General features: G+C 48.0%; 1 protein-coding gene. It reads left to right on the top strand.

All coding sequences use genetic code 11. The features are described from left to right. Positions 1 to 642: guanylate kinase (gmk, locus tag A3766_RS01835; protein ID WP_082907000.1), on the top strand; the 642-nt coding region annotated here is incomplete at its 5' end. Positions 643 to 685 lie beyond the last annotated feature (43 nt).

The following is a 685-nucleotide window of genomic DNA, read 5'->3' as shown; positions in this document are numbered from 1 at the left end:
ACAGGTGAAAAGTCTAAAGAAGTTGCAAGGCAAGGGCGTTTATATGTCGTTTCAGCCCCTTCCGGAGCAGGGAAAACAAGCCTGGTAGCAGCCTTACTCGAAGCCGACTCAGGTATCGAAGTTTCAGTTTCTCATACCACTCGCCAGGCTCGTCCCGGGGAAGTCGATGGCGTTAATTATCACTTTGTCAGCATCCCCGAGTTTGAGCAGCTCATATCTGAATCTGGCTTTCTAGAGCATGCAAAAGTTTTCGATAACTACTACGGTACCTCCAAGACCTGGCTTGAGCAGCGTATGGCGCTTGGGCAAGACGTTATTCTTGAAATCGATTGGCAGGGTGCGCAGCAAGTAAGAGAACTGATGCCAGATACCGTGAGCATCTTTATCCTACCTCCATCTAAAGCCGCCTTGCGCGAACGCTTACAAGGGCGCGGCCAAGATAGTGAAGAAGTCATTGAGCGCCGCATGGCCGATGCAACCAGTGAAAGTAGCCATTATCATGAGTACGACTATCTGGTTATTAACGATCAATTTGGCGATGCATTAAGCGATCTATTGTCGATTTTTAAATCAAATCGGCTAGACACCGCCAGTCAAAGCGCGCAGCATGAAGAAATATTGACCGAGCTATTGTCTTCTTAGAGCGTTTTTCGTAGTATGTTCGGTCGTTTTTGGGTGGGACTGT

Source organism: Oleiphilus sp. HI0132, assembly GCF_001635845.1.
This window is presented reverse-complemented; position numbering and strand designations above follow the sequence as displayed.